The organism is Rhizobium sp. PRIMUS64, assembly GCF_023006465.1.
Taxonomy (GTDB): domain Bacteria; phylum Pseudomonadota; class Alphaproteobacteria; order Rhizobiales; family Rhizobiaceae; genus Rhizobium; species Rhizobium leguminosarum.
Genome location: NZ_JALBGX010000037.1, coordinates 1 through 26,329, shown reverse-complemented (window position 1 = coordinate 26,329; position 26,329 = coordinate 1). Strand labels below are relative to the sequence as shown.

25 protein-coding genes and 1 pseudogene are annotated in these 26,329 nt (G+C 57.8%); 9 read left to right on the top strand and 17 right to left on the bottom strand.

Going from position 1 to position 26,329, the window contains the following annotated elements; genetic code table 11:
* Positions 1-25 precede the first annotated feature (25 nt).
* From MOV76_RS16615 to MOV76_RS16600, 4 genes are all read left to right on the top strand, one after another.
* Complete coding sequence (locus tag MOV76_RS16615) at positions 26-1,303, top strand: helix-turn-helix transcriptional regulator (protein ID WP_247264914.1); 1,278 nt, start codon at positions 26-28, stop codon at positions 1,301-1,303.
* 297 nt (positions 1,304-1,600) lie between these two features.
* Positions 1,601-3,097: a DUF4153 domain-containing protein gene (locus tag MOV76_RS16610; RefSeq protein ID WP_168300156.1), complete on the top strand. Its 1,497-nt coding sequence runs from the start codon at positions 1,601-1,603 to the stop codon at positions 3,095-3,097.
* 48 nt (positions 3,098-3,145) lie between these two features.
* Entirely contained in the window at positions 3,146-3,850 is a 705-nt protein-coding gene (locus MOV76_RS16605) for a response regulator (protein WP_247264901.1), read from the top strand.
* Complete coding sequence (locus MOV76_RS16600) at positions 3,850-4,857, top strand: sensor histidine kinase KdpD (protein WP_247264900.1); 1,008 nt, start codon at positions 3,850-3,852, stop codon at positions 4,855-4,857. The genes MOV76_RS16605 and MOV76_RS16600 overlap by 1 nt, the downstream gene beginning before the upstream one ends.
* Positions 4,858-5,014: 157 nt before the next feature.
* Here MOV76_RS16600 and MOV76_RS16595 read toward each other — a convergent pair whose 3' ends face one another.
* The 7 genes from MOV76_RS16595 to otsB form a co-directional block, all read right to left on the bottom strand.
* Positions 5,015-5,779: an SDR family NAD(P)-dependent oxidoreductase gene (locus tag MOV76_RS16595; protein ID WP_131647205.1), complete on the bottom strand. Its 765-nt coding sequence runs from the start codon at positions 5,777-5,779 to the stop codon at positions 5,015-5,017.
* A 43-nt stretch (positions 5,780-5,822) separates the two neighbouring features.
* Complete coding sequence (locus MOV76_RS16590) at positions 5,823-6,551, bottom strand: SDR family oxidoreductase (protein ID WP_247264899.1); 729 nt, start codon at positions 6,549-6,551, stop codon at positions 5,823-5,825.
* Positions 6,552-6,677: 126 nt separating this feature from the next.
* Entirely contained in the window at positions 6,678-7,937 is a 1,260-nt protein-coding gene (locus MOV76_RS16585; RefSeq protein ID WP_047620556.1) for a sugar ABC transporter permease, read from the bottom strand.
* Positions 7,934-8,755, bottom strand: a complete 822-nt coding sequence (locus MOV76_RS16580) for an ATP-binding cassette domain-containing protein (protein WP_026188811.1) — start codon at positions 8,753-8,755, stop codon at positions 7,934-7,936. Before MOV76_RS16580 ends, MOV76_RS16585 begins: the two co-directional genes overlap by 4 nt.
* A 67-nt stretch (positions 8,756-8,822) precedes the next feature.
* Complete coding sequence (locus MOV76_RS16575) at positions 8,823-9,896, bottom strand: sugar ABC transporter substrate-binding protein (protein ID WP_026231084.1); 1,074 nt, start codon at positions 9,894-9,896, stop codon at positions 8,823-8,825.
* A 321-nt stretch (positions 9,897-10,217) separates the two neighbouring features.
* The gene (locus MOV76_RS16570) at positions 10,218-11,102 is read right to left on the bottom strand and encodes an AraC family transcriptional regulator (RefSeq protein WP_018246919.1); all 885 of its coding nucleotides are present in this window, start codon (positions 11,100-11,102) and stop codon (positions 10,218-10,220) included.
* 200 nt (positions 11,103-11,302) lie between these two features.
* Positions 11,303-12,082 carry a trehalose-phosphatase gene (gene otsB, locus MOV76_RS16565; protein ID WP_018246920.1) on the bottom strand — a complete coding sequence of 260 codons (780 nt, stop codon included), beginning with the start codon at positions 12,080-12,082 and terminating at the stop codon, positions 11,303-11,305.
* A gap of 124 nt (positions 12,083-12,206) precedes the next feature.
* Between otsB and MOV76_RS16560 the strand changes: the two genes are divergently transcribed.
* From MOV76_RS16560 to MOV76_RS16550, 3 genes and pseudogenes are all read left to right on the top strand, one after another.
* On the top strand, positions 12,207-13,292 hold the full coding sequence (locus MOV76_RS16560) for an ROK family protein (RefSeq protein ID WP_018246921.1): 1,086 nt from the start codon (positions 12,207-12,209) through the stop codon (positions 13,290-13,292).
* Positions 13,293-14,013: 721 nt separating this feature from the next.
* Positions 14,014-14,475, top strand: a pseudogene (locus MOV76_RS16555) (TonB-dependent siderophore receptor); the annotation flags it as partial.
* Positions 14,476-14,821: 346 nt separating this feature from the next.
* Complete coding sequence (locus MOV76_RS16550; protein ID WP_245384581.1) at positions 14,822-15,331, top strand: hypothetical protein; 510 nt, start codon at positions 14,822-14,824, stop codon at positions 15,329-15,331.
* A 30-nt stretch (positions 15,332-15,361) separates the two neighbouring features.
* Here MOV76_RS16550 and fhuB read toward each other — a convergent pair whose 3' ends face one another.
* Genes fhuB through MOV76_RS16535 form a run of 3 tightly spaced genes read right to left on the bottom strand, consistent with a single transcriptional unit; the run spans position 15,362 to position 19,030 of the window.
* Positions 15,362-17,332, bottom strand: coding sequence for a Fe(3+)-hydroxamate ABC transporter permease FhuB (fhuB, locus tag MOV76_RS16545; protein ID WP_247264913.1), 1,971 nt, complete (start codon positions 17,330-17,332; stop codon positions 15,362-15,364).
* On the bottom strand, positions 17,332-18,210 hold the full coding sequence (locus MOV76_RS16540) for an iron-siderophore ABC transporter substrate-binding protein (RefSeq protein WP_247264898.1): 879 nt from the start codon (positions 18,208-18,210) through the stop codon (positions 17,332-17,334). Before MOV76_RS16540 ends, fhuB begins: the two co-directional genes overlap by 1 nt.
* Before the next feature lie 13 nt (positions 18,211-18,223).
* Entirely contained in the window at positions 18,224-19,030 is an 807-nt protein-coding gene (locus MOV76_RS16535; RefSeq protein WP_032980105.1) for an ABC transporter ATP-binding protein, read from the bottom strand.
* 310 nt (positions 19,031-19,340) lie between these two features.
* Here MOV76_RS16535 and MOV76_RS16530 point away from each other — a divergent pair, with 310 nt between their 5' ends.
* Together MOV76_RS16530 and MOV76_RS16525 are read left to right on the top strand one after the other, a co-directional pair.
* The gene (locus MOV76_RS16530) at positions 19,341-19,958 is read left to right on the top strand and encodes an outer membrane protein (protein WP_247264897.1); all 618 of its coding nucleotides are present in this window, start codon (positions 19,341-19,343) and stop codon (positions 19,956-19,958) included.
* A 233-nt stretch (positions 19,959-20,191) separates the two neighbouring features.
* Positions 20,192-21,103 carry an acetamidase/formamidase family protein gene (locus MOV76_RS16525; RefSeq protein WP_018246929.1) on the top strand — a complete coding sequence of 304 codons (912 nt, stop codon included), beginning with the start codon at positions 20,192-20,194 and terminating at the stop codon, positions 21,101-21,103.
* A gap of 253 nt (positions 21,104-21,356) precedes the next feature.
* Here MOV76_RS16525 and MOV76_RS16520 read toward each other — a convergent pair whose 3' ends face one another.
* From MOV76_RS16520 to MOV76_RS16490, 7 genes are all read right to left on the bottom strand, one after another.
* Positions 21,357-22,235 (bottom strand): glycosyltransferase, encoded by an 879-nt coding sequence (locus tag MOV76_RS16520; RefSeq protein ID WP_018246930.1) that lies wholly within the window; start codon positions 22,233-22,235, stop codon positions 21,357-21,359.
* A gap of 41 nt (positions 22,236-22,276) precedes the next feature.
* Entirely contained in the window at positions 22,277-23,026 is a 750-nt protein-coding gene (locus MOV76_RS16515; RefSeq protein WP_018246931.1) for a class I SAM-dependent methyltransferase, read from the bottom strand.
* Positions 23,023-23,475, bottom strand: a complete 453-nt coding sequence (locus tag MOV76_RS16510; RefSeq protein WP_018246932.1) for an N-acetyltransferase — start codon at positions 23,473-23,475, stop codon at positions 23,023-23,025. Before MOV76_RS16510 ends, MOV76_RS16515 begins: the two co-directional genes overlap by 4 nt.
* Positions 23,472-24,443, bottom strand: coding sequence for a hypothetical protein (locus tag MOV76_RS16505; RefSeq protein ID WP_018246933.1), 972 nt, complete (start codon positions 24,441-24,443; stop codon positions 23,472-23,474). Before MOV76_RS16505 ends, MOV76_RS16510 begins: the two co-directional genes overlap by 4 nt.
* Complete coding sequence (locus tag MOV76_RS16500; RefSeq protein ID WP_247264896.1) at positions 24,440-25,408, bottom strand: glycosylase; 969 nt, start codon at positions 25,406-25,408, stop codon at positions 24,440-24,442. The genes MOV76_RS16505 and MOV76_RS16500 overlap by 4 nt, the downstream gene beginning before the upstream one ends.
* Positions 25,409-25,469: 61 nt before the next feature.
* Positions 25,470-26,168 (bottom strand): WbqC family protein, encoded by a 699-nt coding sequence (locus MOV76_RS16495; protein WP_018246935.1) that lies wholly within the window; start codon positions 26,166-26,168, stop codon positions 25,470-25,472.
* 1 nt (position 26,169) lies between these two features.
* Positions 26,170-26,329: DegT/DnrJ/EryC1/StrS family aminotransferase (locus MOV76_RS16490; RefSeq protein WP_309506196.1), on the bottom strand; the 160-nt coding region annotated here is incomplete at its 5' end.

Sequence of the window (26,329 nt, the reverse complement as noted above, 5' to 3'; positions counted from 1 at the left end):
CCCGATCGGGCGACGCTCGCTGTTCTTGCCTCTCCATAGACATTTATGCAGTAATCGAAATGGTGCGATCGTTGCAATTGGCGGAACCATCATCGTGAAAACGAGCGGCGCTAGTATGGATCATGTCGATATCATTGATGCTGTCTATCAGGCTGCGGTCCGTTCAGAATTATGGCCGGATACCCTATGCTCGATCGTTGACTACGTCGGCGCCATCGCCGGAAATATTGTCTACCAGGCGCCCGATGGTCGCGGCAGCTTTTTGATCCCCGGCCGCATGCGTGAAGATTTGAATGCGCTCTATCTTCAGCATTATACGGGAAACCCCTATGCCCGCGCATTCGAGAAGGTAAAGCCGGGTGAGATTGCAGTCGGCAATACGTTGATCGATGCAGAGGCCGTCCGGCATTCGGCGTTTTATGCCGATATCTGCGCGCCTCAGCACATCTTCAATCAGCTCTTCCTGCCGCATGCCAGCCTGCACGAGCGTGGAGGTATCGGCGGTGTCGCTCTTTTCCTGTCTCGTCAGCAAGACGAACACGCCGTCGAAGCGGCTGAAAGGCTGAAGCTGCTGAGCCCGCATATGGCGCGGGCAATCGATCTTTCCTTTCAGGTAAACCAGATCGCCCGTGCACCCGAATTGCCGCAACGGCTGATCGATGCAATGGCTGATGCGGCCGTGCTGATCGATAGTCGCGGTGCAGTCCTTCTGTTGAATGCGGCGGCCGAAGCACTGCTCAAGCAGGCCGACGGCATTTTCCTCAGCAGATCCGAGAGGCCCTCGCTTGCTGCCCATATTCCAGAGACATCCACCCGGCTAGTGAACGCCATTCGCCAGGCGTTGCTGATAGCCGATGGCGAGGACACGCCGTTCGAAGGAGCTTTGTCGATCTCTCGGCCATCGGGTTTGCCACCTTATCTGGTGATGATCACGCCGCTTGCAGCGACAGCGGTTTCCATATGGGATGCGGTTGACAGCGGAGCGCGCGTCCTCATTCATATCGTCGATCCGGAAGCCAAGACGCGACGGCAAGCGCAACAATTGCAACACATCTTTGGCCTGACCGAAGCCGAAACTCGGGTCGCTGCGCTGATCGGCAGCGGAATGAATTTGCCCGAGATTGCCGAGGTTCTTGGAATTTCGTCCAACACGGCAAAAACACACACTAGCCGATGCTTTGGCAAAACGGGAACTCGATCCCAGGCGGCTCTCGCCAGGTTGATTGCGTCGATCCCGATCGCGGGAAACAGGACGGCGGCGCCGTCCCGTGCGAAGGGGAACAGCCTTCCGCGGCAATCGTAAATTCCCAAGCCATCTTCACATTCAATATGCTTCGAAGAGGCCGCTGCGTGACCTTCATAGGTCAGGGCGATTTTCCTGAATTGCTGCTCACTCTCTGCACAGAATCTGCAATTCGACGCAGCATTCTTCCGCCATGAGCAAGAATGACATCCCGCCCCGCTTCACTCCGCCCGCTTTGCCGGATCGCCTCCGCAATGACGGATGGTGGCTGACGGAGACAGACGGGCCCCAGGCTGCCGAGAAGGTTTCCGTGATCATGCTCATCGTGATCGAAAAGCGCCATTTAGAGGAGCAACTATGGACGCAACCGAGACATTGACGCCACCAATCCCTCTCAGGCGCGGCAGCGGCCGAATTGCCGCGCTGCTTGGGCTCGTGGCTCTTGCGGATTTTCTGATCTTCGGCCAGCAGCCCGGGATAAATCTTTTCCTTTTTGCGCTCGCTGTCTGCGTCGGCATTCTGCTCTCGGCCACGAAAAGTCCATCGCCTTTGATGGTAGCTCTGCTGCTCGGCTTTTCGGTCTTGGCTTCAGCGCCCCTGCTGGAAGCGCCTTCACCGATCGGCTTTGCCCTTTGCCTCGTGGCCCTGATGTCGATTGCTCTCGTCAGTGGAAGGCTTATGCCCCGTCGCCTGACGGGCCTGCCCGTTGTATTTTTCCGTTTCGCTCTCGTCATTCCCGTGCGGCTTGCCGCGGATATCAGAAAATATCTTGCGACACCGGCCAAACGTTCCTCCCTCGTCGAGCTTCGCCGGGGCGTCGGCCTCTGGATCATGCCGCTCATACTCGCATTGGTCTTCGTGCTTCTCTTCGCTGCCGCAAATCCGCTGATCGAGAGCGCGCTGCGCAGCATCCGTTTTGAGGTTCTGCTGCGGCTTTTCGATCTTTGGCGGATCGGCTTCTGGATGATGATCGCCATCGTGGTCTGGGCAATGTTGCGGCCGCACCTGAAGCGTCGCGCTGCGAGGTCGCAAGCCGGCAGGCCCTTCATGATCGTGCCCACCAGAAATACGCCGCTCGGCCATGCCTCGCTGTTGCGGTCGCTGATCCTGTTCAACGCGCTCTTTGCCGTGCAGACGCTTCTCGATCTCGTCTATCTCTGGGGCGGCGCAGATCTGCCCGATCACATGAGCCATGCTGAATATGCTCATCGCGGCGCCTATCCGCTGATTGCGACGGCACTTCTGGCCGCCGGTTTCGTCCTCGTTGCCATGCGGCGCGGTGGCCCCGGTGATCATAGTTCGCTCATCCGCGGCCTCGTTCACGCCTGGATCGGCCAGAACATCCTTCTCTGCCTGTCGTCCATGCTGCGGCTCGGGCTTTACGTCGAGGTCTATTCGTTGACGGAATTGCGTGTCGCTGCCGGTCTCTGGATGGGACTCGTCGCTATCGGCCTTGTCTTGATCCTGCTGCGCATTCTGCTCAACCGATCCAACGAGTGGCTGATCGCCGCCAACCTCGCCTCCCTGATTGCGGTGCTCTATATCAGCGCCTTCATCGATTTCCCGGCTGTGATCGCCCGTTTCAATGTCGTCCACAGCCAGGAGATCAGCCAGGAAGGCCCACCGCTCGACCTCGATTATCTCTCCTCGCTCGGTCCTTCCGTCATTCCGGCGCTCGATCTCTATCTCCAGATGTTGCCGGGTTACCTGGTCGACAAGCGGAATCAAGCGCTGGCATTTCGGTACTACCTCGTCAGGGATTTCGAACGGCGCCCGCGTGACTGGCGGAACTGGACCTTCCGGGCGGCGCGGCTGGAGACCCATCTTCTATCTCCTGCTGCCATTGCAAGATAGAAAGAGAACGATAACAACAGGCACGACAAAACAACGCAGGACTGGTGGATGGCGCCCCGAATTCTCGTCGTCGATGACGAACCTCACATCCGCGACGTGATTTGTTTCGCGCTTGAGCGCGCCGGCCTGGCATCGATGGCCGCCCGCAACGGCACCGAGGCGATGGCGGCCTTCCGCCGAGGCAACATCGATCTCATCATTCTCGATATCGGCATGCCAGATATGGATGGCCTGGAGGTCTGCCGCCAGATCCGCAAGACGTCGGGATTGCCGATCCTGTTTCTTTCGGCGCGTGACGAGGAGATCGACAGGGTACTGGGTCTCGAAATTGGCGGAGACGATTATGTCACCAAACCTTTCAGCCCGCGCGAACTCATGGCTAGGGTCAAGGCTATTTTGAAGCGCAGCAGCAATGGGGCAGAACCTGAGAGACGCCACGCCACACTTCTTGCTGGCGCGCTCAGCCTGGATCGTCGCGGCAGGACAGTCACCTTCTGCGATGGTGAGATCGCAATGACGGCGCTCGAATTCGCAATTCTGGATGCTTTGTTGTCACGCCCCGATACGGTTTTCAGTCGCGAACAATTGATGGAAGCGGCCTATGGCGCCGGTACCTATGTCGCTGACCGGACGATCGACAGCCATATCCGCAACATCCGGGCCAAGTTCCTGGCGGCCGGCGGCCAGGGGGTCATCGCAACCGTTCACGGCATCGGCTTCAAACTCGGCAGTGAAATCGGGAGGAAGGCCTGATGTTGGCGCCCAAGGTCAAGACAAAATGGCGGCCGACGCTGGCGCTGATCGTCTATGTCGTGCTTCTTGCGGTCATGGCGCTGCCGATCCTCATCGTCATCTGGTTTCGCACCGTGGAGACGAGTTCGAACCGGATGGCACCTGCGGAAATCGGCGCCCTCGCCGTCGTCTTCATGCTGACGCTCGGCGTTGCCTATGTGCTGACGCGCACCATCACCGGCCCTATCGACGCCTTGATTGCCCGCGCGGACGAGATCGCTCGTGGCGGCAAGGTGGCAATCCGGCCGCTTGAAAGCTATGGAACACGCGAGATCGCTTTGCTGTCGCAAAGCTTCCTCGATCTTGCCGGAAAACTGGTCGATCGCACCGAATATATCAGCTCCTTTGCCGCCCATGTCTCCCACGAACTGAAATCGCCGCTGACGGCCATCCGCGGTGCCGCCGAACTTTTACGCGACGATGATGCGGAAATGCCGATGACGAAGGCGCAGCGTTTGCACTTTCTCGATAACATCGTCGCCGACGCAGTCCGGCTCGATGCGTTGCTGCAGCGGCTGAGGGAACTTGCGCAGGCGGAAACCCTTGTCGCCGAGGGCAGAAGCAGTGTCGCCGACATCATATCCTCACTGGGCGGGCAATTTCCCACCCTGGATATTTCCGGCTCAGGCGATACGGAAATATCGGTTGCTCTTCCTCAGGAAGCAGCCGCCATCGTCTTTGCCAACCTTGCTGAAAACGCTCTTCAGCACGGCGCCACACTGTTGGAACTCAGAGTGTCGACCGACGCCCGAACAGCCGTCATCCTTGTTCGTGACGACGGCAGCGGTATTTCCGAGGCAAATCGCCAACGCATCTTTCAGCCGTTCTTCTCCACCCGCCGCGAACAGGGCGGCACCGGCATGGGCCTCGGTATCGTCCGCGCCATGCTAGGCTCCCATGGTGGGACGATCTGCATACGGCAGACGACCGGCGCCGGCGCCGAGTTCGAGATCACCATACCTGTGTAATTCTCGCTTGATCGAGGAGATCCACATATGGCTAGCACACTTTGGAGCCTGATACCGACCGCACGCTACCAGAACGCCTGCGGCACGATGCCCCAAGCTTTAAGCGGGCCGTTGGTACGGGCGAAGACGAATCGCCCTCCCCTACCGATGCTCGCGCTTATCGCGTCGTATAGCCGCCGTCGATAACCAGCACTTCGCCGGTGACATAACTTGCCGCCGCGGAGCAGAGGAACAATGCGGCACCCGCCACCTCCTCCGGCTGCCCGACGCGTCCCATCGGGGTCATGCTGCGCCAGGTCGGGAACCAGTCGGGATTGTCGATGCCGCCACGCGACAGATCGGTCTCAATATAGCCGGGGGCGATGGCGTTGACGCGGATATTCTCGGCGGCAACCTCGCTGGCGAGGCTCTTCGTCATCATGTGGACCGCCGCCTTGGAGGCGTTATAGGCGACCTGGTTCTGCGGAATGTTGGAAACGATGCCCGAAATCGAGCCGATATTGAGGATGGCGCCGCCGCCCTGACGCCGCATGGGTGCGAGTGCCGCCCGGCAGGCACGGAAGACGGTGTCGACATTGACGGTCATGATCTCGCGCCAGATGGCATCGGAGAACTCGCCGCTGTCGCCATGAATGGCGATGCCGGCATTGTTGACAAGGATGTCGAGCCGTCCTGTTCGTGAAAGGGTCTCAGCGACGAGTTCGTCGGCAGCGCTTTCCTTCATCAGGTCGGCAACAATGAAATCGCAATCGACGCCGGCCTTGGAGAGCCGGTCTTCTGCCGCTGCATTGCGGCTTCGGCCCGTGATGATGACTTTGGCGCCCGCCTCGCCGAGCGCCTCGGCGATCGCAAGCCCGATGCCGCGCGTGCCGCCGGTCACCAGCGCCACCTGTCCGTTCAGGCGAAATCTGTCGAAGATCATGTCCGTTTCCTCTCGGCGATTGTTGAAGGCGATCGCGCTTTCGTCAGATGTCGGCGCTCTGCGGCAGGATAACGAGATCGCGAATCGTAATGTTGCGTGGGCGAGTCAGCATGAAAAGCACGGCCTCGGCCACTTCGTTCGCCTCCATCAGGCCGCCCGCGGCGAGCGCCTCATCCAGCTTCTCCTGCGGCCAATCGCTGAGAAGGGCGGTGACGACCGGACCGGGAGCGATGGCGCCGACGCGCAAGCCATGCTTGGCCACCTGCCGCCTCAGCGTATGGACGAATGCCTGGACTGCATGTTTCGAGGCGGTGTAGATCGGTTCCCAGACGACCGGGATCATGCCGGCAACGGAACTCGTCAGGATGATATCGCCGGTCTTGCGCTCGACCATATGCGGCAGAACGGCATGCACCGAGCGGAATGCGGCGTTGATGTTCAGATTGAGCATGCGGTCCCAGGCATCAGGGTCGCCACCCAATACCTCACCGCCGATGTAAGAGCCGGCATTGGCGTGGAAGATATCCAGCTGGCCCGCTCTTTCCAGGATCTGCGGCATCATCCCTTCAACGCTTTTCGGATCGGTGAGATCGATGACCAACGGAATGGAGTTTGCGTCGAGTTTCGAGCAGATTTCCTTCAAGGCTTCTTCATTGCGGTCAACCAGCACGACCCGAGCGCCCGCGGCAAGCAAAGCCTTGGCGCATTCAAGGCCGATACCCGACGCCGCTCCGGTGACGGCCGCGACTTTTCCAGACAGATCCTGACCCATTTTCTTCCTCTGGTTTCCTGGTTGCTTAGAGCATCTCCGTTTTCTTCGAATCACGGAAGTGCTCTATCTCTTTGTTTTCACGCAATTCCGGACGCAAAACCGCTGCGCACTTTTGCTGAAATTGCTCTAAGCCCGGCCGTGCGAGATCCGCGATCGGCGTGCCAGCGAGTCGACGATGACGGCGACGGCAAGGACGGCGCCCGTGATCATGTATCGAAGCGACGATGACAGATCGAGAAGCGTCAGCCCGCTGGCGATCGACTGAATGACGATGATGCCGAGAAGGGCTGAATAGGCACTGCCACGCCCGCCGAACAGGCTCGTGCCGCCGATGACCGCCGCAGCGATGGCGTTGAGATTGACGTCGCCGGTGCCGGCCTGCTGACTTGCCGTCGCCAGCCGGGCGGCAGAGAGAACGCCGCCGGTTGCCGCAAGCAGGGCGCACATGACGAAGGCGCTCGTGTAGATCCGCGAGACGTTGATGCCGGAACGACGGGCCGCTTCCCTGTTGCCGCCGACGGCGTGCATGGAGCGTCCCCATTTGGTGCGCGTCAGTGCATAGTTCATGGCGACGGCGAGCCCGACGAAAAGACCGAACATCCACGGAATGCCGCGCGACTGGTTGAGATAGAACGCGACTGCTTCCAGGGCGAGTGTGATGATGACAGCGCGGATAAGCAGTCCGCGGGCCGATTTTGCCGACAAGCCGGCCGCCCGCCGGCGCGCCGACGTGCGGTAGCTGGAGAAGAAGAACGCAATGCCGGCAAGTGCTACCAGCAGATAGGCGATCGGGTCCGGCATGACCATGATCTGGCCGAAACTCACGAGCCAGGAGCCATAGGGAAGATTGATCGAACCCGTCGCTCCGAGGATATAGAGCTGCAGGCCGAGAACCGCGAGCAGTCCGGACAGGGTGGACACGAAACTCGGCATGCCGAAGCGGTTGAAGACAAACGCGTAGAGCGAGCCGATCAGGGCGCCGACGATCATCGCGGCGAGGACTGCAAGGACCACCGGCCAACCCTGGTTGACCCAGAAGACGCCGACCAGCGCCGAGGCGAAGCCGCTGACTGACCCGACGGAAAGGTCGATCTCACCCACCATCAGGATACAGACGATACCCAGCGAGATGACGCCGACCGTCGAGCAGTCGAACAGCATGTTGACGAGGTTGCTGCTGGAGAGAAACACCGGATTGAGCGCCTGAAACACCGTCCAGATGATCGCCAGGCCGACAATGACCGGCAGTGAGCCGAGATCGCCGGAGCGGATGCGATCCCAAAAGGCCTGGATCGAGCCGCCGAAACTGTCGTCATGGCGCACTCTCTCATCACGCCGGTCGAGCAACGCCGGTGCTACCGGATCATTGTCGATGGTCTTCATCATGGCCTGCCCTCCTCGTTCGGTTGGCTTTGCGCCTGGCGGCGCGACGCGCGGCGGGAGACGGAATTGTTGGATGCACCGGTGATGGCGCTGACGAGCTGCTCGTTGGACGCGTCGGGCAGCATGGTGCCGTTGTTGCGACCGAGGCGAAGGACGACGATGCGATCGGCGACGGCGCGCACATCCTCCATGTTGTGGCTGATCATGATGACAGCGAGGCCGCGTTCCCGCACGCGCTCGATGAGGTCAAGCACTTCAGCGGTCTGGGCAACGCCGAGCGCTGCTGTGGGTTCATCGAGCATGATCAGTTTCGGCTCGAGCAGCAGCGATCGGGCAATCGCTACCGTCTGGCGCTGTCCGCCGGAAAGTGAGGCGACGGGCTCGCGCACACTTGGAATGCGGGCCGAAAGCTCATTCAAGAGTTGCCAGGCGCGGATCTCCATGGCGACCTCATCGAGCTGATAGGGGCTGAGCTCCTTGCCGAGGAAGATGTTGGCGACGACGTCGAGATTTTCGCAAAGTGCCAAATCCTGGAAGACTGTTGCAATGCCGAGGCCGAGAGCAGCACTTGGGCTCGGCAGGTTTACCGGCTTGCCTTCGAACAGGATCGTGCCCGAGCTTGGCTGATGCACGCCGGCAAGGATCTTGACCAGCGTCGATTTGCCGGCGCCGTTGTCGCCCACCAGCGCCACGACCTCGCCGGCATACACATCCAATTCGATATCGCTGAGCGCCGACACCGCCCCGAAGTTCTTCGATATTCCGCGCAGACTGAGGACAGGCTGACGGGAAGGGTCAAGATTGTGAGAGGTTTCAGACATCGCCTGGCCTTTCGGAAAAAGCAAAACGGAAAGCGCGACCGGCGGCCGGTCGCGCTTTCCTTGCGGATTACTTCGTGATGCCAAGCTTCTTGCAGCCGTCGGCATAGCGGCCGGTGCACAGCTCCTCGGCGGTGTTGATCTTCTTGTCGATGATCTCGGCCTTGAGGTTTTCGGCAGTGACGACGGCAGGGACGAAAAGCTGCGCCGGCGTGTCGTAGAGCGTCATTTCGGCCTTCGGCGTTTCTCCGGCCAAGAGCTTTACGGCGACATCGGCAGCGGCGGCGGCGACGATTTCGCTCGGCTTGGAGATCGTATTGTACTGATCCCCCGCGATGATCAGCTGGAGTGCCGCGATCGTCGCATCATTGCCGGTCACCGGCGGCACGGGGTCGACACCCGCCGCCTTGAAGGCTGCGATGGCGCCGCCACCAGTGCCGTCATTGGCAGCGACCACACCGACGATCTGTTTGCCGAAGCGGGTGATTTGGCCGCCGGCCCATTGCTGGGCATTCGAGGGCTGCCAATTGGGTGTGTCGAATTCAGCAAGCGTCTTGTATCCGCCACTCGCCAGACCCTCATGAATGCCGTCCTTGATCAGCCCGGCAGCCGCATCGGTCGGCGAACCGTTGATCTGCAGGATGCCGCCTCCATCGGTCGGCACATTCTCAGCCTTCAGATGCTGGACGAGCGATTCCGCAATTGCCTTGCCGATCGCCTTGTTATCGAAGGAGACGTAGAAATCGGCCTTGCCTTTCGGAATCGGACGGTCATAGGCAATGACCTTCACACCCTGGCTCTGTGCGAGCTGGACGAGCGATGCGGCCGCCGCCGAATCCACCGGGTCCAGCACGATGACTTTGGCGCCCTGGGTGATCGCCGAATTAAACTGCTGCTGCTGTTTTGCGATATCGGCATCGGCGTTCTGATAGAGAACCTTGCACGACGCGCAAAGCTTCTTCATTTCCGCGACGAAGCCCGGGTGATCGTGCTCTTCGTAGCGGGTAGAGCCCTGATCGGGCATGAGGAATGCCACTGTCGCATCCGAAACGGCCGTTTGCGCAAAGGCGGAAGTACCGCCCAGCAAGGACAGGACAAATACCGCGGCGCCTGCCGCCTGTGTTGAGAATTTCATCATTTCCATCTCCTCCCATTGGTAAAAATTGTGTAGGTTCGTGATTGCACTGCCTGCTGTGGCCGTTCGGCTGAATGAACGGTCGCGCCTGTCCCGGCGTTTGATGTTTTTGAGGACAAGCATCTCCGATCGCGAGCCGCTCATCGCACGCCCACGTTCAAAGTCAGTGTCAGTTTTCGCTCCTCCTCCTTGTCCTCCCTCGTCCCTTGGACCGTGCTCGTTCGGCTCCTCCAGAGCATTTCCGTTTTTCTCCGAGTCACGGAAATGCTCTGTCATTTGTTTTACGCAATTCCGGACGCAACACCGCTGCGCACTTTTGCTGGAATTGCTCTAGGCCGCCTTTGCCACATTGATATTGTCACCCAACAACCGCCGGAAACGCGAAGGCGTCATGCCTTTTTCCGCGAGAAACTGCCGGTTGAAGTTGGACAGGTTGTTGAAGCCGACCTCGAAGCAGATATCGGTGATCGATGCATGGTCATCGCTCATCAGGATCTGGCAGGCGAGATTGATGCGCAGGCGTTTCACATATTGTACCAGCGACATGCCGGTATGGCGGCGGAAGCCTCGCGAAAAGGCGCCGGTCGACTGTTCGGCGATCGCCGCGAGATCAGCTTCGTCGAAGGATTTCGTGAGGTTCTCTCTGATATAGGCGAGCGCCTTGTTGATGCCGGCCGACATGTAGCCCGATGGATCGGGCAAATAGCTCGGGCTGGCGAGAAGCTGGGAATCCTGCGCCCGGCTGAGCAGGCCGACGATCATCATGAACAGCTCGATGCGACGCACACCATGCGCCTGCTGCACCTCGTTCATCAGGGGAGCAACCTGCCGGCTGGTATCGGCGCCGAAGAGCACGCCGCGGCGGGAGGCTTCAAGAACCGGATCGAACGGGCCGAGCTCGGCCAGCACCTTCATCGTGTCACTGATGAAGCCCTCGCTGAACTGGATGAGCTGGCATCGAAGCGGAATGCTCGAGCCCTTCGGGACATCGCTGATCCAGTTGTGGGGGAGATTGGGACCAGCAAGAACGAGATTACCAGGCTCGAATTCGCCGATGAAGTCGCCGACGAAATACCGTCCCGTTGTCGCCACGACGAGATGAAGTTCGTATTCCGGGTGAAAATGCCAGCGAACAGTATGGTAGGGATAGCCATGCGCCTTCGTTGCGAAAGATTCGCCGGGCCGGATCTGAATGACTTCCAAGTCAGGTTCCATTGTCTCCTCCTCCGAGGACGGTTCCAGGCCCGCCAGCCAAATTCTTTTTGGCTTTTATTGTTGAAGGGGAGTGTAATGGGCTCATGTCCCGCCCGCCACCACGATTCCCGGTCAAAACCGATACTTTTTTGACAATTGACGCTGCGCAGCCGGCGTAAAGACGACAGCAATCCGCATTTCAGATCGTCTAAGGGCCGGCCTCAGGCGGCCAGGGCTGCAATGACGTTTCTGACCAGCGCAGAAGAGGACAGCCGGCTTGTGGCACAGCTAGGGGCGCCGATCGCACCGACACGCACGGAAACGCCGCCGCGCGCATTGGCGATCGCAAACATCGACTCGTCGGTCAGATCATCGCCGATGGTAATCGGGCAGCGGTTCTTGAACGGGTCGGACTGGAAAAACCGTTCCAGCGCATCGCCCTTGCTCGACCGTGCCGGACGCAGCTCGAATACCATCTTGCCGAGCTGCAATGCCCAGTTCGGCCCGGCGAGCTCAGCATAGTGGTGCATGCGGTCTGCGAGCACCTTTTCATATTCGGGCGCGAGCCGGTAATGGGCGGCAACGGCCGCACCCTTATCCTCGATCAAGACTCCAGGATAGTGCTCGGCTTCCTCCGTCAGCGCATGCTTCAGCGCCTGAAACTCAGCTGTCGCCTCGACCGTCTGCATGCCCGCGGCGTTCCTGATTTCCGCGCCGTGCAGGCCTGCTGTCGGAAATGCAAAGGGTTTGAACAGCGCGTCTGCATAGGCAAGCGATCGGCCGGTGACCAGTGCCAAGGCACCGCCAAGCTTGTTCGACAGGCGATGAAGTTGTCCGGGGAGCGCCTCTGGGACCTCGATCGCATCCGGCGTGGGCGCGAGATTGAGCAGCGTCCCATCGATATCGAGAAACATCGCCCAGTGGTCGGGCTCTTCCAAGACCAGTGAAAGCATTTCCTGAGTAGCGTCGTCGTCCTGCACGGCATTCTCCAAACTCTGCAATCATTGAAGCTAGGTCGCCGGCCAACAAGGACAAGGTGGCTTTTCAGACTCCGGAACATCCTAAGGCTAGTCCGCGTTGTGTCTCGCCGCCCGTTCGAGCACTCGCGCCCTAGAAGGTACATTGATGGCCAAAAGCAGTTCAGATCCCCGTGATGAGGTCAATGCCCCGCTGGCACATGGCGCTTTAAACCTGCCATTGGTGGTGATCGACGATTACAACAACGAACTGCGTGACAAGAATGGTTTCGTTGGCGACAACGCAAACAAGAAGACTTTCCAACAGAAGCTTGATGATTGGAGAAAACGCATCCGCAAGGTCGGAGACGACCCGATCGGCAAGATTGAGACCGACAAGCTCTCCAAGAAAAAAATCGACGCTATTTTGAAGGGCGATGATTTGGCGGCGGCGGCGTTGATCATGGGGGCTGTGGAGGATTTTGCCCAGGACTTTGCCGATGTGATAGGCAAGTTTCTGAAGGACAAACGCTGGGGAAAGACGGAACGCATCGTCGTTGGCGGCGGCTTCCGACGGAGCCACTTTGGCGAACTGGCGATCGCCAGGACGATGGTTATTCTCAAGGCGGCCGGCATCGCCGTCGAGGTCGTGCCGATCGTTCACCACCCCGATGAGGCCGGACTGATCGGCGCGGTCCACCTGATGCCCCGCTGGATGTTCAAAGGCCACGAGGCCATCCTCGCCGTCGATATCGGCGGCACCAATGTTCGCGCCGGCGTCGTCAAATTCGGAAAGGACGACGTGCCGAATTTTGCGGATGCAAGCGTCTGGGATTCGGCCATCTGGCGTCATGCCGACGACGAGCCGAGCCGAACTGCGACCATCGAGAAGTTGGCCGCGATGTTGCGGGATCTGATCGGTAAGGCCGAAAAGGCCAATCTCAAGCCGGCGCCCATCATCGGGATCGCATGCCCCGGCATCATCAAAGCCGATGGCTCCATCGAACGCGGCGGACAGAACCTGCCCGGCGGAAACTGGGAGAGCGACAGCTTCAACCTTCCTGCCGCACTGATGAAGGCCATTCCTGAGATCGGCGACGATAGCACATTCGTGATGATGCACAACGATGCCGTCGTGCAGGGATTGTCGCAGATCCCTTTTATGAACGACGTGTCGAGATGGGCAGTGCTGACCATCGGCACGGGGTTGGGCAACGCGCATTTTACCAATCGCGAAGGAACGAAGGCGCGGTAGGCTCAGCAATTCGAGACGTCCGGCGCTGCCCCATGACGCATTTCGGGGTGCGCTTCAAGATGAGAGCCCTCCCCTTTCCTGCCCACGTTGGAATACATGGTGATAACTCCGACAGACGGTTCTCGGCAGGTTTAAATTGCGCTTATCTCTGCAACTCCACGCAATCGATCCGCAGACGAAAGATGGACTATGAACTTCAAGGGAATAAGCGCCCCGCTTAATGCCGGCCGTCTCGAACAGATGCTCGGCCTTGCCCCGTCACGCCGCGATGCCGAAACCGAGGACGCTAGTGACAAGCCCTCCAGCAACGAACCCGCCCGCGGGCTGGAGGCTGAAAGCTCATGCCGTTCGTCTGCCTATAAATGAGAACCGATTGTCTGATTCGGACCGTGCTCAGCTCGGCCGCTAGCCGGTGGGTCGGCAATGGCGTTCAGCCGTATCGAAAATGGGCTGTAACGAAAGGATGGGGGCGATGGATGCGGACACGGCCGCCACTGTCAGCTGACAATTGAGCTAAGAATTTCCCGTGACTTCCGAAAGAGACGCGGGCGCTCTGGTCGCGTGGCATTCTTCTCTCGCTAGGAAACTCTGGGATTTTCGACAAGACCAACGCTTTGCTATCGCCACGGCCACAACGGCGCTCGCTCTCTCTGACGGGTCCTTCATTGCATTCGCCGTCGTCGAGAAGCCCACATAAACACGACGGTCTTGTTTGCGCTTGGAGCAGATCGGCAAGGTCGGCGTGCGCGGCATCGAGCTGGAAGGCAAAGCCGCCATCAACGACCGGGTCAATCTCACACTTGCCTATTCTTATTGGGATGCCGAAATCCGCGAGGACGGAACCGGCGGCAATATCGGCAACTGGCCCTCGCGCGTGCCGCGGCATCTGGCATCGGCCTGGCTCGACTACACGGTCCCTGGAGACGGAAAGCGCGGCGACCTGACGCTCGGCGGCGGTGTGCGTTATATCGGCCAGACCCATGGGGACGAGGCGAACACCGTATCGGTCGCAGCCTATACGCTCGTCGACGCAGCCGTCAGCTACAAGGTGACGCCTGACGTGACGCTTGCCGTCAACGCGACGAATCTGTTCGATCGCAAATATGTCGCCAGCAGCTACTTCGGCACAGAATATTACGGCGATCGGCGCAAGGTCGTCGGCACCCTGAAGTATTCCTGGTAAAGGTTGGCGGACGCCGCCTTGTCCAATCAAGGCGGCGCTCGCAATCTGCGCCAAGGGATCACCCTCTCGGCAATGTGGACTGCATTTGGTCCATTCCGGAAATGATAACCCCACGACGAGGCTTTGATTGACGCAAGAGGGAGCCGCCTCTACCTAAGAGCGAGTTTTCATTTCGAACGTGCTCCAATTTGGCAGGTTGAACATGTCCGAGAGTTCCCCGAGCTCAGTCCCGAAAATTTGGACGTCCCCGAATCGGCCCGGCTTCCGCAAAACTTTCGCTTTAGAACTCGACGACCATCTTGATATCCAGCATGCATCGCGGCAGCTTCTGCCAACCGGTCCAACCGTGGGGGCAGCGGGAATCGTTGCGCTGTTCGTCGCGCTGATTACCAATTTCGACAAATGGCAGGCCGGTGACGTCGGGACATTCGCTATCTATGTCCTCGCAACAATCGTTGCTGGCGCGCTCGGGGTCTTTCTGTTGCTCGGGCCGATCCGGCGATTCCTGCGTTCCATGTATCGCCGACGACTGGTGAAGGCGGAAGCGATCGGCAGGCCCGTCGAGTCTACCGTGGACCAGAGCGGCATCAGCTACACGGTCCTGGGTCAGACGGTCACATGTACCTGGGATTCGCTCTATGCGCTCGAAGAGGATGCCGGAACCTTCCACTTTTGGATGTCCAAGATGGTCTCTCATCCGTGGCCGGCGAGATTGTTTGCCTCCGAGGAGGAGCGACAGGTCTTTCGCGAAAGCGTATTGAAGTGGTCCGGCCGGTCGTTCTCCCCGCCCGTACTGGCCCGCCTCGGAGCAAGAGGCAGGGCCAACTTGCCGGCGAATGAGACGACGCCAAGGTGAGATCATTGATGGTGTTGCGTGGGCACCCCCTCAGCCGACAACGCGCTTCCGCATCAACAGCATCAAGAACGGTGCGCCGATGAGTGCGGAAACAAGACCGGCAGGAATCTGGTAGGGCGATACGATCGTGCGGCCGACGAAATCGGCAGCAACCATAAGCCCCCCTCCGATCAGAGCGGCACCAAGCATTTGCGGCAGCGCGCGTGCCAATCCCGCCTCCCGCGCAAGGTGAGGTCCCATGAGGCCAATGAATGACAATGGGCCAACCGTCAGCGTCGCGGCAGCCGTCAACAATCCTGCGAGGCCAAAAAGCGCAAATCGCGATTTCGCCAATGGTACACCGACCGCCGCCGAAGGAGACGGCCCAAGGGGAAGTATGTCAAGCCAGCGGCGGACGGCGAGCGAGACGGCAATCAGCACGGCGCCGAGCGCCACCTCCGTTGCGGCGGTCGATCCCTCGATAAGATAGGTGGACCCGCTCATCCACCGCATCAGCAGAACAGCTCTCGGATCTCCCGTCGAGCTCAACACGCCGACGACGGCATCGACCATCGCGCTTAAGGCAATGCCCGCAAGCACGACTCGCTCGGGAGCGAACGCCGATCGCCGGGAGCTGGCGAAGATGACGACAAGCACACTGATCGCACCGGCCACGGCAAAGGCAAATTGACCGGAAAACCCTGGAGCGACGGCAAAGAGGGCAATCGCAACTCCGAAGGTCGCTCCGGCACTGATTCCCAGAACTTCGGGACTTGCCATTTCGTTGCCGGTCAGCCGCTGAAGAATAGAGCCCGCGACCGCAAGCATCGCGCCCGATGTCAGGGCGGCGAGGATTTTAGGTATCCTGATGGAAAGGACATCGTACGAGAACTCGCCGGAAGCGAGAGCCCAGCCGCCATTGACGTCACGTCCGAGAAAAACGCTGACCGTCAATAGCACAAGCAGGCCGGCAGCCGCGATGATGACCGGTGCCGTTCCATCCCACCGGCGGGACCGTTTGAACGCCGGCGATTGCTGCAGTCTATGACGGATCTTCAGACGCGGCAGCAGCGCGAGAAGCAGCGGCGAACCGAAGATGGCTGTTACCGCCCCCGTCGGCAAAAAATCGCCAAGCCCCCCTGCGGCCAGTTGCAGAACAGAGTCGGCGAAGAGAAGCAGCCCGGCGCCGATCAGGGGGGACCAGAAGATGAGCTGCGCGGGACGCCGTGCTCCGGACAATCGCGCAATCGTCGGCGCGACCAGTCCAATGAAACCAATGACCCCAACGGCGCTCGTGACAAATGCAGCAAGCGCGACAGCAAGCGCCACGACAATGAAGCGCAGGCGGACCAATCGGACGCCCAGCGCCGTGGAACTGCTCTCGCCAAGATCGAGCAGCGAAAGCGGTCTCATCACGAAAGCGCAGACGATGGCGATGGCGCCGAACTTCCAAAGAAGCGACAAGGGAATGACCCAGCTTTGCTGTGCCAGCGAGCCGGCGCCCCAGATGAACAGGCTCGAGAGATAGCGCTGGTTCAAATAGGTCAGGATGGCAGAGAGGCCACCACACCATAGACTGAGAACCAGCCCCGACAGAACAAGCGAATAAGGCGAAAAACCGCGGCGCGCGCCCAGGCTGACGACGATCACGGCAGCGGTCGCACTGCCGATCAGAGCGACAAGATCACGGCCGGCGCCAAGCAAGTCGGGGAGAAACAGCGATGTTACCACCAGCGCCAGGTTTGCTCCGGCCGACACGCCGAGGGTGGTCGGATCGGCGAGCGGGTTTCGCAAAACTTGCTGAAACAGCGCCCCCGACAAGGCAAGCGCGGCTCCGGCAATCAGCGCCGTCGCAAGACGGGGAAGCGTCGAATAGGTGAACACCATTCGCGTGACATCGTAATCCGGTCGACCCATTTCTGACAGCGCTGGAACGGCAAGAAACCACGATGCCACGCCTCCACCGCCAATCAGGAGGAGGAAGACAATTGCTGGCCCGATATTGTCGCGGCGGGATACCATCATGCTTCTTTTTCCAGAAGATCTGTCAAAAGGCCCGCGAAGCGCATGGCCTCGTTCACCATGCCAAACATCAGGGCCGGCGGCAGAATCGACAGATGGCCCGGACGCGCAAACGCCAGCCTGTTCCACAGCGGGCTCTGAGCGAGTTTCGGAAGAACGTCCGGAGGAACGGGATCAAAGGCGATCAGACGCGCGTCCGGATCGGTGATCTTGGAGAGATCTTCAATACCGATCGTTTCAAAACCCCAGTAGTTCGACTCTCTGGTCCAGGCGTTGCGGACACCGATGCGCTCGAGCACATTGTGGAACAGCCCAGGACTCGAGTAGATGCGGACATGGCGGGCATCCATGAAATTCACGAGGGCGACTGGCGGCAGGTTCTTGCCCGCCAGCCGACTGCGGCATCGCTCGAAGAAGGCGTCGGCGCGCGCGAGGAACTGCTCTGCTCCATTCTCGCGGCCAAGCTCACCAGCCAATTTACGCGTCGCCGCGATGGCAGCGGGAAGAATAGATCCAATGCCCGGCGTAAAGACTTCCAGCCGAACGACTTTCGCCACCGACTGTAGCTTGGGCAACAGCTCATCCAGGTAAGGTGTGGTCAAGACAATGTCGGGCTTCAGCGTGACGAGAATTTCAAAATTGACCTCGAACGAACTGCCAATATCGACGACGGATTTTGGCATCGGCGGCTCGACAACCCATCTGTCCCAATCGGCGAGGTCCGAAATCCCGACCGGAGGCAATCCGAGGGATAAGAGAGTGGACGCAAGGCCATAGTCGAGGCTGACGATCCTTGGGCCTATCGACTGCGCAAACAGCGGAGCTGGAACGACCGAGGCCGCCGCGAACTGCAAAAGGGAGCGCCGCGTAACACCCATTGCACGCCTAGCCTCAACAAACATAGGCGAGCGGATAAGGCAGGTTGGGCGCGGAGATCACATCCATGTCGATCCCATAGATCTCTTGCAGCGTGTTTGGAGCAAGGATCGCGCTCGGCGTTCCGCTCGCAACAACGCGACCGCGTTTCAATGCATGGATCCGATCGCAGAAGCGAGCGGCCATGTTGATGTCGTGGAGAACGATGACGACACTGCTTCCAAGCTCGTGCGCCAAGCGTCGCACAAGGGAGAGCACCTCAATCTGATGCGCAACATCGAGTGCCGCAGTCGGTTCGTCGAGCAACAGGCAGCGAGCATCCTGAGCGATCAGCATCGCGATCCAGGCACGTTGCCGCTCACCGCCTGACAATGTTCCGACGATACGGTCGGCGAACTTCTCGATATACGTTGCTCGGAGGGCTTCCTCGACTTTCCCTTCATCGTTCTTGGTGAAGCGGCCAAGCGCCCCGTGCCACGGATAGCGACCGCATCCCACAAGCTCGCGGACTGTCATTTCCGATCCGGTCGTGACATCCTGGGGCAGATATGCGACCGAACGAGCGAAGACGCGTTCACCATACGTCCTAAGATCCCGGTTGCCGTAAGAGATCGATCCAGCGCTCGGCACAAGCTGGCGAGCCAACATCTTGAGAAGACTGGATTTACCGGAGCCGTTGTGGCCGACCAGTGCCACAACTTCTCCTGCCGGAAATTTGAGACTTACATCGCGGAGAATCTCGTTCCCCTCTATCAAAAGACCTATATTTTCGGCGACAAAAGTTTCAGCCGTTCGAGGCGGATCTTGCGTCGGGGGGAGCATAGCCACGTGACATCCTTTAACCGGGTGATAGCTCGGTACTAAAGATGAGACTAGCAATCAACTATTTTCGTTGTTCCAATATCTCTGCCTAGCGCCTCGTCATCCTCACGCGGGCGGCAGGCCTTTCGGCCACCTGGTCAGGTTGACTTTCCCAAGTGCGATGCGCCGTCTCAAGGACGCCCAAGGTCGCAACATATCTCAACAATAAAGTGCAAACCGCAACACCGAACCGCAGCATAATGAATCGGTCCCGGCCGACTTGCCGGTTTGCTGAAGCCTTCTCCAATCATCGAAATGACGAGGCACTTTAATGTACACAAAGATAATCGCGCTGGCCGCTGTGGCTTTCTCGGCGGTGCCGGCCTTTGCCGCCGATGCCGTGGTTCAGGATCCTGCTTACGTTCAACAGGGACACACCCAGTCGGCCTTCGACTGGTCGGGATTTTATCTCGGGCTTCAAGGCGGATACACCTCGACACATGCGAGCTACCTCGACGGTTCCGAGCAGGATCTTGATGGAGGTTCGACGGGTATCTACGGCGGATATAATTTCCAGCACGGTCCTTTCGTCTTCGGTATCGAGAATGACTTCAACTACAACTGGAAGGATGGGAGCGACGTTTCCCTCAAATGGGATGGCTCGGCGCGTGGACGTGTGGGATATGCCTTGGACCGTACGCTGATCTATGGAACCGGGGGTTTGGCGGCCGCGGGCGGAGAAGTCGACGTGCCTGGAATTGGCAAGAAGGACGACATTCTGATTGGCTGGACCGCCGGTGGCGGTGTAGAACGCGCCCTGACCGACAATATTATGATGCGCGCTGAATATCGCTATGACGATTTCGGACGCAAGGATTTCGGCTCGGCGCTCGGCGATTTCGAGGTTAATCAGCAAAAGGTGACGGTCGGCACGAGCTTCAAATTCTGAATGTCTGATCTCCTGTTGGGATGAGAAATCCGCGGCGAATACTGCCCGGTGCTTGGAGATAGGCTGATTTGACAACCTGCTATCGGCCGCCGGCATTGCGGCCGAACTGCATTTTCGGGCGATGCTGCGGATATTGGCATTGCAGGCAATCTCTGATCTAGTCTCGAACTCTCTCCGCCGGGCAGTTCAGCCGCAGGCTCATGATATTTGAAACGAGCGAGAGCCATATTCTCATGACCACTCACCGCTTCATTCCGACGATCTTTCACAATGTCATCGGCTCTCTTCCGCCGGCCCTGCGTATCGCCGACGGCGACACCGTGGTCACTGAGACGCTCGACGCCGTCGGGTATGACAAGGACGGCGTCAAGCAGACATTCGGCCCCAATCCGATGAACGGCCCGATCTTCGTGGAAGGTGCTGTGCCCGGAGATGCGCTGAAGGTCGAGATCATCAGCATGATCCCGACCAGGGCCACGGGGTTTACCCGCAGCGTCGTCGCCGCCAATGTCGTCGATCCCGAGACGGTTCGCGACCTGCCGGCGCGCGATATGGCCATCTGGGTCATCGACCGCGAGGCATTGACCGTTCGGCTTTCCGAGCCGGTCGCCGGCCTCGAAAACCTCGTTCTGCCTCTCACCCCGATGATCGGCTGTTTCGGCGTGGCGCCCAGCCTCGGCCAGGCAATATCGACCGCAACCAGCGGCGAATATGGCGGCAATATGGATTATCGGCTGTTCGGCCCCGGCACCACGGTCCGCTTCCCGGTAGCCGCTCCCGGCGCCCTGTTCTTCCTCGGCGACTGCCATGCCGTGCAGGGGGATGGCGAGATCGTCGGAACCGGCGTCGAGACGACGTTCGAAGTCACGGTGCGGCTGACGGTGGAAAAGAAGGCCGGACTGGTCTGGCCGCGTGGGGAAACCGCCGAAGACATCTTCACTATCGGCAACGCCCGGCCCCTCGATCAGGCGCTCCAGCATGCGACCAGCGAAATGTTGAATTGGCTGGCATCAGATTATGACCTGGACAGGACGGCGGCCAGCCATCTGCTCGGTCAGGTGGTGCGTTACGATGTCGGCAACGTCTTCGATCCCGCCTATACGATGGCTTGCCGTGTTGCCAAGAAATGGCTGGTTCGTCGATAGAGGGTTCTCGGGAGCTGCCGTCCCCGACAGGACTCTGGACCAGCCCAGACGGTGAAATGATGCGCGACGATCACCAGGTCTGCCATGGAGCGCGCCTCGTCGACGGAACGAAGGTCGCGTTTATGGCAACGGCTGATGACTTCGCAGCGGTCACCCCGAAAAATGGAGGGAAGATAGGAAGCGCCCGTCGTCTATCGATTAGGGCACCATGGGGAAAAGGGGTTCGACTCCCCTAGGGCGTGTCATTCCAGCTCTATGTCAATGCATCTTCGATCTGTGCAATTCTTGCATTAAGCTGCGGGAATGAATTTTGCCAATAGCGGTAGGTATTCACCAGGTTGCGATATGACGCAGGTAAATCGCTTGCTGGCAAATAGCCTTTTTCAAAGGCAAAATTAAGCACATCCTCATAATAGGTGATCGCATAGATGAACTTCCAGTTGATCTGCGGGTTCGACGTGGCGTTCTCATGACGCCTAAAGTACGAGAGCGGCTTGGGATGTATAACGAAATCGCCGAGTTGAGCCAATTCAACCCACGCCGACAGGTCAATCAAGCCTCGGAAGAGATCACCTTCCATGCGATACAACCGGAATTGTCCATCGCCGTCAAATGCGTCCGCCTTGCGAAATAAGGCTGTTGTGTACTCCCCAACAAGATTCACATGATTGAGGGCCGTCAACCTTAGGAAATCACGGCCGGAAACCATTTTTAAGCCGTCTCCGGAAGCGTTGAAATGGTTGATGAAACCAGTCGTATGATTTCGGTCATCGATCAGATGGCGTGGAGAAAACGCAAGGCGCGTATTTCTATCCCTTGTCGCATCGAGTGCCTCCAACAGGAATTGTACGCAAAAAGGATGAAGAACGTCATCATCGAACAGGAATTTTATGTATTCGCCGTTCGCAATCTGAACCAGTCGACGCACGTTGCTCTCGGGCCCGGGATTCGGATTACGGCTATATTGAACAAACCGAACATATTTATCACATATTACCTTGATTGCATCGGTCGGACAGTCGTCAGACACAAGAATTTCAGCATCGACAAAGCTCTGGGCCAGTGCACTTCGAAGGCACAGCTCGAAATAATCGGGATTATATGCAGGAATACAGATCGATACACGCGGCATCGATACCCTCCGGACTTAAGAAAGATTGGAATTGGACGCAATTACCGCGTCCCGCCAGCTTCGCACATAAGGAAAATACTGGCGCAAAGATCGGGATAGATTTGCCCCAGGTGATAGCATCCCTCGAGATATTCGCTGGAGATAATATCGGTCTCCAACAGCCGATCCCACTGAAAATTGGCCAACGCTTTGAAGAAGATGCCTGAGCGATGCACCACATTTAGCCCCGCTAATTTAGCATCACGCTCCAAGGTGTCCAACGAGTATGTGATCCGATGACCGTGTTCCAACTCCGCCGGCGTTACTGCCGAATTGTGACGTATCAAACCCATTTTGACCGCGATCTGACGTGAGGGAGCGTTCGCATTTGGGCAAACCAAGAAGAGCCTACCGCCTTCCGACAACCATTCCTCGTTGACACGTCTAAGCACTCCCACAGGATCATCCAGATGCTCGAGAACGTGCGTCAGCAGAATATTGTCATAGCGCTTGGGCAACGTCACGCCTTCGAAGACGTCGTTGATAAATATCAGCCCTTCGCCTAGATCGCGCTTCGCTATGGCTATCGCCTCGTCGGATGCTTCGACGCAGGTGATGTCGTCAAAATACGGCATCACTCGTTTGGTGAAATCGCCTCGAAAACTTCCAAGCTCAAGTAAACTCCCCCGACGAAAGAATGGAATAAAGGACTTCAGCATATAATGATGCATGACATCGAAATCGAAATTGTAAGCATAACGATGATCACTGGTGTCTTTTATTTCATTGTTATAATCACGCTTGTCGGTCACTTTTTGGCCCCCAAATCCAGCTTCATAATGAGCGTTGACTGCCCGCCACCCAACGGCACAAACCCAAATTTTCCGTAGACCGCGACTGCCGCCATATTCCCAGCCTCTACTTCAAGCTGTATTGTGCCGAAGCCTTTTTCGTCTGCGTGAGTGATGCATTGCTCAAGCAACGTCCCCGCTATTCCACGGCCTCGCCAATCCTCAAGCACACTCACGTTCGTAATGAATGCCGACTTCAGCTTGTCGTCGTTGCAATACATAGCCAAGAATCCGACTAACATGCCGTTCGACCATGCCTCGAAGCGCTCGGCATTTAGAAGAATTTTCTGCGCATAGATCCCAATGTCGATTCTTGCACTGAGCTCGGTTGCAAAACTCTCACCACACTCGTTTAAGTGTCGGGCTATTTCGTCTACCGAAGCGAAGTTGCGGCTCCAATTTGGGGTCAAGCGGTCCGCTCCAATATCGCAGCGCCGAATCCATACCGGCCGAAGTGGTTTCCGTTGTACAAAAGGTAAATAGCACCGTCTGACTCAAATACATGCGGATAGCAAAGCATGTCAGAATCCCACTCGCCACTTGTTCCTTCGATTGCTAGTTCGACGTCATCGCGCGACCAGTTAATCAGGTCGTCCGAACAGGCGTGGCCGATTTGATAGCCACGGCTTTTATTCGTGCGAAAATCTGACGATTGCCGGTAGCAAAAGAACATATGATGACGCCCCTCGATCTCGATGACCGTAGGTAAAGCCTGGCTTTCATCTGGACCAAGCCGATCAGCGATAATCTGTCGGGCTTCTTCCTTCTGCCAATTGATGCCATCCCGGGATGTTGCGTGACCGATTTTATAGGTGCGGTCTGGCGCGGTTTCGGAGGAATATACTTTCCATCCAGTTCCGAAAATGTACCACATGTGGAAGGTGCCGTTGATGAACCGTACGAAGCCATCGCCGACCAAGCAAGGCTCGCCGAGCGACGCAGACAAAACTGGCCCATCGCCGATCCTCTTGAACGACAACCCGTCGTCGTCACTGACGGTGAGGCCGATTGCAGTATCAACCGATACCGCAACCCTTCGATTCCAACCGCATGAGTAGCCGTAGATCTTTCCTTCATGTCGTATCACGTTCATCGGGAAGATACCGTGCTCGTCGAAACAGCCTAGTTTCCCAAGCTCTATAACGGGCCGGTCGGAAACTCGAACAATCCGATCCATTGTCTTATCCATATCAACGAAAGCGATATGGCTGAGATACTTGCCATTCGTGTCAACGGCGCGAGTTGAGAAGTATATTCGGATAAAGTCGTCGAAAACGAGTGCTTGAGGTGACTGCGCGTATTCGACACATCCTGCCGGCAGCTGATGGCGAGTGGGATCGAAGATCTTACCTAACTTCTTCCAGCGCATCTTCGTCATACATCACCCAACTTTCCGTCGAGGATAGCAAGACCGAAGCCATTGCGACCGACCTGATTGCCGAGATAAGCCATGTAGGTCTTGCCATCGATCTCAAAGACGTGCGGATAGCTGACCATCTCGTCGTCCCATCCCGTATCCGATACAGTTAGGCCAGCCTTGGAATCGTCGCGATGCCAGTTGATCAGATCAACGCTCGATGCATAGCCGATTCGATAGCCTTTTTCTTTACCTCTATAATTCGTGCTATACCGGTAACAGAAGAACATGTGGTATTTCCCCCCGGCAAAAATCACATCGGGGCTGGCCTGTGCTTCGTCATCTTCGACAATGCTGTTGATCAGGTTTCTATTTAGCTTTGTCCAACGGATGCCGTCTTCCGAGGTAGCGAGCCTTATTTTGTAGACAGGCTCAGCGCGCCCGTCGGCCATCTTCCACTTGGAGCCAGCGATGTAAAAGAGGTACCAGGCATTGTTAAAGCGCCGGATTTTGGGACCGCTCAAAACAAACGGCTCATCGGGCGAATATGGTAGCACCGGTCCACGACCTGCCTTCACGAACGTTCGACCTTCATCGGTACTTAGTGCCAAGCCGATACCGACGTTGAAAGGCACGGACTCGCAACGAGTCCAGCCGGCATAGTAAGCCCGAACGATATCGCCATCTCTTGCTACGGAAATCGGATAGGTACCAAATTGGTCAAATTCACCAAGGCTACCCAATTCCAGAACGGGACGTTCGCTGATGTGCCTGACTTTGAACAAATCAGCTCTGTCCACGTCGATATAAGCGGAATGCGACACATATTGCCCGGATTCGTCTGCCGGTGGTCGGCAGGAAAAATATACGCGCACAAAATCATCGAAAATCAGGGTTGCTGGCGCCTGAGCAAACTCCTTGAGCCACGGGCGATTCGTCACATCTTGCGGCGTGAACACCTTGCCCAGCTTTTGCCATTTAAACATCTACGTCACCGACTGGATTTCTTGATGGAGTCCGGACTGCCGAGTGCGGCAGCGACTACGGTTAAATAAGCTCATATTCGTTGAGTATCTTCGCCTGGATGCTCTCGGCGGAGTTGAACATGATCACGTCGATGATCGATAACCAAGGCAGGAATTCCGCTCCAAACTGGGGATATTCTAAAGGCTTCGATTTGATGAATTTCAGGTCGATGTCACGCGCATTGAACGTTTCGCGCGAATAGAGATCCACTCCCCCGATTGCGTTTATATATACGCTTGCACCGGCCTCTTCACAAAGAGCCAAAACCTTTGTCTCTGCCTTAAGACCGTGATCTATTTTCATTTTGGACGAGACGATGAATTCTGTCTTGATGCCGAGATAATCGCAAATTTTCGTGATTGAATTGAATATATAGGAATAGAGGTTGCTGTCTTGGAAGCGGATTGCCTGTTCTATCACTGGAAAAGCATTTGAAAAAAATGGTGCACGTCGATAGGCGCCTTGAATTTGATTAACTAGCTTATTGCGGTCGAACTCTGTCGACAGTGTGCGGTCGCATATATCTAGGCTGTCCGACGCGGCCTTAATCGGCAGAGAAAATGTATAATCTTCACCATTCCGCAGTATGCGGTTTCGATTAATCCAACCCTTTTTTGTATATTTTATGTTGTCGTAGACAACAAATTTATCGACCGCGTGGATCAGCTGAAAGTAACCAATATAGGGGAAGAAATATGGCTGCATGATAGCCAGTTTCATCTCATATATCCCTACTTGCGGTGAAAGCACCTGTGCTCAATGAAGCAATGAGCGCGCAGACCTTGTCGACGATCTCCATCTCCATGTCCGGATAGATGGGAAGGCAGAGCACCTGCTGTGCGGCCTCGGTTGCGACCGGCAGATTCGAGGGCTGCGAGGAA

Excerpts from the sequence above, each read along its gene's own strand:
- MOV76_RS16610 (WP_168300156.1), top strand. The coding sequence starts at position 1,601 with ATGGACGCAACCGAGACATTGACGCCACCAATCCCTCTCAGGCGCGGC.
- MOV76_RS16605 (WP_247264901.1), top strand. The coding sequence starts at position 3,146 with ATGGCGCCCCGAATTCTCGTCGTCGATGACGAACCTCACATCCGCGAC.
- MOV76_RS16600 (WP_247264900.1), top strand. The coding sequence starts at position 3,850 with ATGTTGGCGCCCAAGGTCAAGACAAAATGGCGGCCGACGCTGGCGCTG.
- MOV76_RS16595 (WP_131647205.1), bottom strand. The coding sequence starts at position 5,779 with ATGATCTTCGACAGATTTCGCCTGAACGGACAGGTGGCGCTGGTGACC.
- MOV76_RS16590 (WP_247264899.1), bottom strand. The coding sequence starts at position 6,551 with ATGGGTCAGGATCTGTCTGGAAAAGTCGCGGCCGTCACCGGAGCGGCG.
- MOV76_RS16585 (WP_047620556.1), bottom strand. The coding sequence starts at position 7,937 with ATGATGAAGACCATCGACAATGATCCGGTAGCACCGGCGTTGCTCGAC.
- MOV76_RS16580 (WP_026188811.1), bottom strand. The coding sequence starts at position 8,755 with ATGTCTGAAACCTCTCACAATCTTGACCCTTCCCGTCAGCCTGTCCTC.
- MOV76_RS16575 (WP_026231084.1), bottom strand. The coding sequence starts at position 9,896 with ATGGAAATGATGAAATTCTCAACACAGGCGGCAGGCGCCGCGGTATTT.
- MOV76_RS16570 (WP_018246919.1), bottom strand. The coding sequence starts at position 11,102 with ATGGAACCTGACTTGGAAGTCATTCAGATCCGGCCCGGCGAATCTTTC.
- MOV76_RS16560 (WP_018246921.1), top strand. The coding sequence starts at position 12,207 with ATGGCCAAAAGCAGTTCAGATCCCCGTGATGAGGTCAATGCCCCGCTG.
- fhuB (WP_247264913.1), bottom strand. The coding sequence starts at position 17,332 with ATGGTATCCCGCCGCGACAATATCGGGCCAGCAATTGTCTTCCTCCTC.
- MOV76_RS16540 (WP_247264898.1), bottom strand. The coding sequence starts at position 18,210 with ATGGGTGTTACGCGGCGCTCCCTTTTGCAGTTCGCGGCGGCCTCGGTC.
- MOV76_RS16535 (WP_032980105.1), bottom strand. The coding sequence starts at position 19,030 with ATGCTCCCCCCGACGCAAGATCCGCCTCGAACGGCTGAAACTTTTGTC.
- MOV76_RS16530 (WP_247264897.1), top strand. The coding sequence starts at position 19,341 with ATGTACACAAAGATAATCGCGCTGGCCGCTGTGGCTTTCTCGGCGGTG.
- MOV76_RS16525 (WP_018246929.1), top strand. The coding sequence starts at position 20,192 with ATGACCACTCACCGCTTCATTCCGACGATCTTTCACAATGTCATCGGC.
- MOV76_RS16520 (WP_018246930.1), bottom strand. The coding sequence starts at position 22,235 with ATGCCGCGTGTATCGATCTGTATTCCTGCATATAATCCCGATTATTTC.
- MOV76_RS16505 (WP_018246933.1), bottom strand. The coding sequence starts at position 24,443 with ATGACGAAGATGCGCTGGAAGAAGTTAGGTAAGATCTTCGATCCCACT.
- MOV76_RS16500 (WP_247264896.1), bottom strand. The coding sequence starts at position 25,408 with ATGTTTAAATGGCAAAAGCTGGGCAAGGTGTTCACGCCGCAAGATGTG.
- MOV76_RS16495 (WP_018246935.1), bottom strand. The coding sequence starts at position 26,168 with ATGAAACTGGCTATCATGCAGCCATATTTCTTCCCCTATATTGGTTAC.